Origin of the sequence: Streptomyces sp. UNOB3_S3 (assembly GCF_020740895.1) — a bacterium.
Classification (GTDB): domain Bacteria; phylum Actinomycetota; class Actinomycetes; order Streptomycetales; family Streptomycetaceae; genus Streptomyces.
Genome location: NZ_JAILXP010000420.1, coordinates 1 through 5837 on the forward strand (window position 1 = coordinate 1; position 5837 = coordinate 5837).

Below are 5837 nucleotides of genomic sequence, written 5' to 3' on the forward strand. Positions count from 1 at the left end.
GTCCCTACACCCGCGCCTTCCTCACCGCCCTGTCCGTCGGGCACCCCACCGCCGGGCCCGTGCTCGACCCGGCCCTGCCCCACCAGCTGGCGCTCACCCAGGCCACCCTGCCCGAGGGCTTCCTGACCCTCCAGTACGGCGACGCCGGTCCCGTCCTGGCCAACCGGGCCGCCCCACCGCGTGCCACAACACCTCCGGCCGTGCCCGCTTTCGCACCCGCACTCCCTGCCGCCGTGCCCGCGCCGGCGCGTCAGGAGCCGGCGCCGCGGGAGGAGGACCCGCTGCCGGGCGTCCTCGCCGCCGCCCACGCCGGGCGGCACAACGAGGCGGCGGCCATGGCCGCCGCCTGGGAGCAGCAGGCGCTGCGCCGCCACGGCCCCCACAGCCCCGAGGCCTGCCTCTGGATCGAGGTACGGGCCGACCTCGCCCGCCTCGCCGGGGACCATCCGCGCGCCGCCGAGCTGTGGCTGTCGGCCGCCTCCCACCGGCTGGACCGGGGCGGCCCGGCCGACGCGGAGGCCCTCGCCGCGCTGAAACGGGCCCACTACTGCTGGCAGCACAGCGGCGACCGGGCGGCGTCGCTGGCGCCCGCCCTGCTCGCGCTGTGGGAACGGGTGCCGGACAGCGAGGAGGCCGCCGCCGACGTACGGGCGCGCCTGACGGGGGAGATGCCGCCGGTGGGCTCGCGCTAGGGGCGCGCCCCGCTCCTCACCCGCCGCGCGCGGTCGTCCACCAGCGGGCCTTGTACATGCCGCCACGCAGCAGGGTCCGGGTGCCGTCCGGGCGGTAGAGGACCAGCGTGGTGGTGCACCACGAGCAGGAGTGGCCCGGCTCGGGGCGGGAGAGCAGGATCCGGCCCGTGGCGGGGTCGTCCCCGATGCTCTTGACGTCCGGGCCGCTGATCCTCGACTGGAGCGGATAACCGACGAACGCCTGCCCGTCCGTGGCGTACTGGTACACCGCCGACGCCGTGGTCACCCACAGGCGCCCCGGCCTGCCCAGTACGGGCGCCAGGTCGTGCCCGCCCCGGGTGGGCAGGGCCACGCGCCGGACGACGGTCAGTCCGGGGTCTGCGGCGGACCCGTCCACCCGCAGGGCGACGAGCTGCCGGCTGCCCAGCGCCCACAGCAGCCGGGTGCGCGGGTCCCAGTGCACTCCGTGCGCTCCCGGGAGCGGCACCTGCGCGTGGTCCGTGGCGCGCGGTCCGGCGGAGGCCGCGTACACCCGGACGTAGCCACCGGTGCTCGCCGCCACGGCCACGTTCCCGTCGGGCAGCAGGTCGATGCTGTGGGCGTTGCCGGTGCCGGTGTCGGCCGCCCAGTACACCGCCCGGTCCGGGTAGCCCACCACGGCGGCCAGTCCGCCGGAGGCCGTGGCCAGCAGATAGCGTCTGCCGTTCAGCGACCGGAACTTGACCTCGCTCGGGTTGGTCCACGTCGTGCCGGGGTCCAGGTCGGACAGTTCGGACCGCCCGTCCGCGCTCCATGACCAGAGCACCCCGGGGTCGTCCTCGTCCTGGGCGTCCCACCGCGTCCGCGCGGAGTCCAGGACGTACACGGACCGCGTCGCCTGGTCGGCCGTCACGATCGGCGCGGCCGCCGCGCGTGCCCCCGGCCGTCCCGCCCGGGCGCCCGCCACGCCCGGTGCCGCGAACGTCAGCGCCGCCGCCAGCAGGACGGCCACCGGTCCGCTCACCCCTGTGTTCACGACGCACAGCGTCGGGCCGGACCCCCGGACGGACGCGGCACCACGCCCGCGCGTCACGCGAACGGCCCTGCCGGGGCGTGGGCCGGACGGGTGATTTCCCCGGCGTGGCGCGCCGCGCGCGGCCGTTCTGGGGGAGCGTGTCTGTCGGACAGACGGCTCGCGGCGAGGGTGGGAGTACCCAGCGATGACGACGACCGAATCAGCACGGGAGCGGTTCCCCGTACGGTTCTGGGATGTGAAGGACCTCCGGGGACTGGACTTCGACCCCTTCATGGCGGCGCAGCTCAGGGACGAGCCGATCTCCCGCGTCAAGCTGCCCAACGGCGAGGGGCACGCCTGGTTCGTGACCCGCTACGAGGACGTCAAGTTCGTCACCTCGGACCCCCGGTTCAGCCGGCACGCGGTGCTGGGCCGCCCGATCACCCGGCTCGCCCCGCACTTCATCCCGCTGGACGAGGCCGTGGGCTTCGCCGACCCGCCCGAGCACACCCGGCTGCGCAAGGCCGTGGCCCGGTCCTTCACCACCCGTAGCCTCGACCGGCTGCGGCCCGGCGCCCAGCGCGCGGCGGACGAGCTGCTGGATGAGATGGAGCAGGAGGGGCCGCCCGCGGATCTGGTGGAGCATCTCCACGGGCCGCTGCCCCTGGCCGTGATCAGCGATCTGATGGGCGTGCCCCAGGTCGACCGGCGGCAGATGGCGCTGTGGACGAACGTCATCCTCTCCGCGGGGTACGGCCGTGAGGCCAGCGAGCGGGCGAAGAACGGGATGGCGAACTACTTCACCGATCTGCTGGCCCAGCGGCTCGCCGAGCCCCAGGAGGACCTGGCGGGCGAGCTGGCCGACGCCACGGCCCAGGGCGGGCTCAGCACGGAGGAGGCCGTGGCCATCGCCCTGCTGATCCAGGCGAGCGCCGCCCACGCCGTGCGCAACAACAGCGCCAACATGGTCTACGCGCTGCTCACCCACCCGGATCATCTGGCCCGGCTGCGGGCCGAGCCGGAGCTGCTGCCGCAGGCCATCGAGGAGCTGCTGCGCTTCATCCCGCACCGCAGCGCCGTGGGGCTGGCCCGGATCGCGATGGAGGACGTCGAGGTCGCCGGGGTGCGGATCGAGGCCGGTGAGGTGGTGCACTCCTCCTATCTCACGGCCAACCGCGACCCCGGGGTCTTCGACCACCCCGACGAGCTGGACTTCGACCGCGAGCACATCCCGCATCTGTCGTTCGGTCACGGACCGCACTTCTGCCTGGGGTCGATGCTGGCCCGGCTGGAGTCGGAGATCATCCTCTCCACCCTGCTGCGGCGCTTCCCGGAGCTGCGGCTGGCGGAGCCCGTGGAGAAGGTCCGCTGGCAGCGCAGCGCGCTCATCCGGGGCCCGGAGAACCTTCCCGTCACCTGGTGACCGCCGCCCCGGCCCGTCCCGGTTCCACCGGCCGCAGTCGAAAGGCTCCGCCATGACGCTCATCAGCGCCCCCGACGGTCTGGTCGTGCCCCCGGGCGAGGGCCGGACGCTGGTCACCGCGGCCCAGCGGGTCACCTTCAAGGTGACCGGGGAGCACTCCCGGGCCGCCTCCAGCTTCGAGGTGGTCGTCCCCCCGGGCTTCGACGTCGGCGCCCACCGGCACACGCGCAGCGAGGAGCTCTTCTACGTGCTCGAGGGCGAGCTCGACGTCCTCGCCTTCGAGCCGAAGGTGCGCACCCGGGACAACTGGCGGGAGTGGGAGTCCGCCAGTGGCCGGCGCTGTGTCAGGGCCACCGCCGGCACGGTGATCGTCGTGCCCCCGGGCTGTCCGCACGCGTTCGCCAATGTGACGGGCGACCCCGCCCGGATGTTCTTCCAGGCGTCGCCGCCACCCGATCACGAGCGGTATTTCGAGGAGCTCTTCGAGATCCTCGACTCCGGGCCGGCGGTGGACCACGAGGCGATCGCCAAGCTTCGCCTCCGCTATGACATCGAGCAGCTCACGCCGCTGCGGATGACGCCTCCGGCGGCAGGTGGAGGCGCCGCTGCCGCTCGGTGATCGCGACGTCGTTGACGCTCGCGAAGCGGCGGCGCATCAGGCCGTTCGAGGCGAACTCCCAGTTCTCGTTGCCGTGGCTGCGGTACCACTGGCCGTCCGCGTCGTGCCACTCGTACTCGAAGCGCACGGCGATGCGGTCGTCGGTGTGGGCCCACAGCTCCTTGCGGAGCCGGTAGCAGAGCTCGCGCTCCCACTTCTCGCGCAGGAAGGCGACGATCCGCCGGCGGCCGATCAGGAACACGTCGCGGTTGCGCCACTCGGAGTCCTCCGTGTAGGCGAGGGCGACCCGCTCGGGGTCCCGGGAGTTCCAGGCGTCCTCGGCGGCGCGCACCTTTTCCAGGGCGGTCGCGGTGGTGAACGGCGGGACCGGCAATTTGATCTCGGACATGACTCTCCCCTTGTCCTTGGCCATACAGCGCTTGGGCCGCACGGAGCGGAGAACGCTCGTTCTCCAGCGGTGTGCGGTAGCGTAGGAGAACGATGGTTCTCCGCGCAAGCGGCGAAGAGAGGGAGAGCGATGGTGACGGTGGCGCCGGTGGAGGCCGAGGCCCGGGTCCTGGACGCGGCCGAGGAGCTCTTCTACGCCCGGGGGCTCCAGGCGGTGGGGATGGACGCGATCCGGGGTGCGTCGGGGGTGTCCCTCAAGCGCCTCTACCAGCTCTTCCCCTCCAAGGACGTGCTGGTGGAGGCCTATCTGCGGCGCCGGGACGAGCGCTGGCGCGCGGCGCTGGCGCGCCATGCGGAGGCGCTGCCCGCCGGGCGGGAGCGGGTGCTCGCGGTGTTCGGCTGGCTGGAGCGCTGGTTCACGGAGGACGGCTTCCGCGGGTGCGCGTTCGTGAATTCCTTCGGCGAGCTGGGGGGCGTCTCACCGGCCGTGGCGGAGGCGGCCCGGGCGCACAAGGACGCCTTCCGCCGCTACCTGGGCGGCCTCGTCGCGGAGGCGGGCGCGCCGGCGCCGGTGGGCGAGCAGATCGCCCTCCTCGCGGAGGGCGCGATCGTGACGGCGGCCGTGTCGGGCGACGCCGGGGCGGCCCGCACGGCCCGGGAGGCGGCGTCCGTCCTGCTGGCGGGGGCGGCCGGGCGGGGGTGAGCGCCACGCGGCCCCCGCCCGTCCCGCTCGCTACTTCGCGTGCGAGCCGAGGTAGAAGAGCAGCCAGATGAAGCCGGCCAGGACGTGGCCGAAGACGATGTAGATCAGCACGCGCCAGCCCACCGCCTTCTCGGCGTACTTCTCGGAATCGTGGGTCATGGCCGTATCTCTCCGGTCGTCGTGGTTCGTCTTGCCTTCGGGTGCGCGGACGATGTCATCGCTCCGCCGTGCTCTCCGCGCCCCGCAGCTCCGTGAGGAGCTCCTCCTGGCCGCTGAGCACCTGGGCCAGGATGCGCCGGGCGGCGCCGAGGAGCTCCGCCACGTCCCCGCCGGCCAGGGCGTAGACGACGGTGGGCCCCTCACGGGTGGCGGTGACGATGCCCGAGCGGCGCAGCACCGCGAGCTGCTGCGAGAGGCTGGACGGCTCGACCCCGATCTCGGCGAGGAGATCGCGCACCGGCATGGGCCCGTCCTGGAGGAGCTCCAGCACCCTGATGCGCACGGGGTGGCCGAGCATCCGGAAGAACTCCGCCTTGGCCTGGTACAGCGGCACCTTCACGCCGATCAACTCCCACCCCGCCCGTCGTCCTCGTCCGTGGTGATGCCGTGCGCGCGGGCCAGCCGCAGCGCGTCGTCCAGCTCGTCCTCCGCGACCGCGGCCGCGTAGACGTCCCCGGCCGCCCGCGCGGCCGCGAGGTCGGCGCGCGCGGCGCGCACCCGCTCCCGCATCGCTTCGGCGAACGCACTCACGGCGGCTCCCCTCGCTGAATCGTCCGGCTCTTCACAGACCTGGTGAATTGAAGAATTACGCAATTCTAGGCCGAGCGGGCGAACGGACCGTAGCTCTCGGCTGTGCAGGTGATGTGATGTCGGTTTCGGGGCGTTCATCACATGATCGTAGGTCCGTTTTGTTAGGTTTCCTCCCACTGTCCCGTCCTCGTGCGACTGGGGGTCTGTGGTGGCGATTTCGGCGAGCGAGGCCCGGCCGGCGGCGGCCCGTGGCCGCCCTGACACGGACG

8 protein-coding genes and 1 pseudogene are annotated in these 5837 nt (G+C 73.4%); 4 read left to right on the forward strand and 5 right to left on the reverse strand.

Going from position 1 to position 5837, the window contains the following annotated elements; all coding sequences use genetic code 11:
* Window positions 1-692, forward strand: a pseudogene (locus tag K6I33_RS30505) (hypothetical protein); the annotation flags it as partial.
* A 16-nt stretch (window positions 693-708) separates the two neighbouring features.
* On the opposite strand, the gene K6I33_RS30510 reads toward K6I33_RS30505, so the two are convergent.
* Window positions 709-1707, reverse strand: a complete 999-nt coding sequence (locus tag K6I33_RS30510) for a DUF6528 family protein (RefSeq protein WP_229357784.1) — start codon at window positions 1705-1707, stop codon at window positions 709-711.
* Window positions 1708-1891: 184 nt separating this feature from the next.
* Here K6I33_RS30510 and K6I33_RS30515 point away from each other — a divergent pair, with 184 nt between their 5' ends.
* Entirely contained in the window at window positions 1892-3109 is a 1218-nt protein-coding gene (locus tag K6I33_RS30515; protein WP_229357785.1) for a cytochrome P450, read from the forward strand.
* 52 nt (window positions 3110-3161) lie between these two features.
* Window positions 3162-3728 carry a cupin domain-containing protein gene (locus tag K6I33_RS30520; RefSeq protein WP_229357786.1) on the forward strand — a complete coding sequence of 189 codons (567 nt, stop codon included), beginning with the start codon at window positions 3162-3164 and terminating at the stop codon, window positions 3726-3728.
* Here K6I33_RS30520 and K6I33_RS30525 read toward each other — a convergent pair.
* Window positions 3670-4116, reverse strand: coding sequence for a nuclear transport factor 2 family protein (locus tag K6I33_RS30525; RefSeq protein ID WP_229357787.1), 447 nt, complete (start codon window positions 4114-4116; stop codon window positions 3670-3672). The two genes, K6I33_RS30520 and K6I33_RS30525, sit on opposite strands and share 59 nt — an antisense overlap.
* A 132-nt stretch (window positions 4117-4248) precedes the next feature.
* Between K6I33_RS30525 and K6I33_RS30530 the strand changes: the two genes are divergently transcribed.
* A complete protein-coding gene (locus K6I33_RS30530; protein ID WP_229357788.1) occupies window positions 4249-4818 on the forward strand; it encodes a TetR/AcrR family transcriptional regulator in 570 nt (189 codons plus the stop codon).
* A gap of 30 nt (window positions 4819-4848) precedes the next feature.
* Here the strand turns inward: K6I33_RS30530 and K6I33_RS30535 are convergent, their stop codons facing one another.
* The 3 genes from K6I33_RS30535 to K6I33_RS30545 are packed head-to-tail and all read right to left on the reverse strand — an operon-like array spanning window position 4849 to window position 5568.
* On the reverse strand, window positions 4849-4977 hold the full coding sequence (locus K6I33_RS30535) for a DUF6126 family protein (RefSeq protein ID WP_229357789.1): 129 nt from the start codon (window positions 4975-4977) through the stop codon (window positions 4849-4851).
* Between the two features lie 55 nt (window positions 4978-5032).
* A complete protein-coding gene (locus K6I33_RS30540) occupies window positions 5033-5377 on the reverse strand; it encodes a helix-turn-helix transcriptional regulator (RefSeq protein ID WP_229357790.1) in 345 nt (114 codons plus the stop codon).
* 5 nt (window positions 5378-5382) lie between these two features.
* Window positions 5383-5568 carry a hypothetical protein gene (locus K6I33_RS30545; RefSeq protein WP_229357791.1) on the reverse strand — a complete coding sequence of 62 codons (186 nt, stop codon included), beginning with the start codon at window positions 5566-5568 and terminating at the stop codon, window positions 5383-5385.
* Window positions 5569-5837 lie beyond the last annotated feature (269 nt).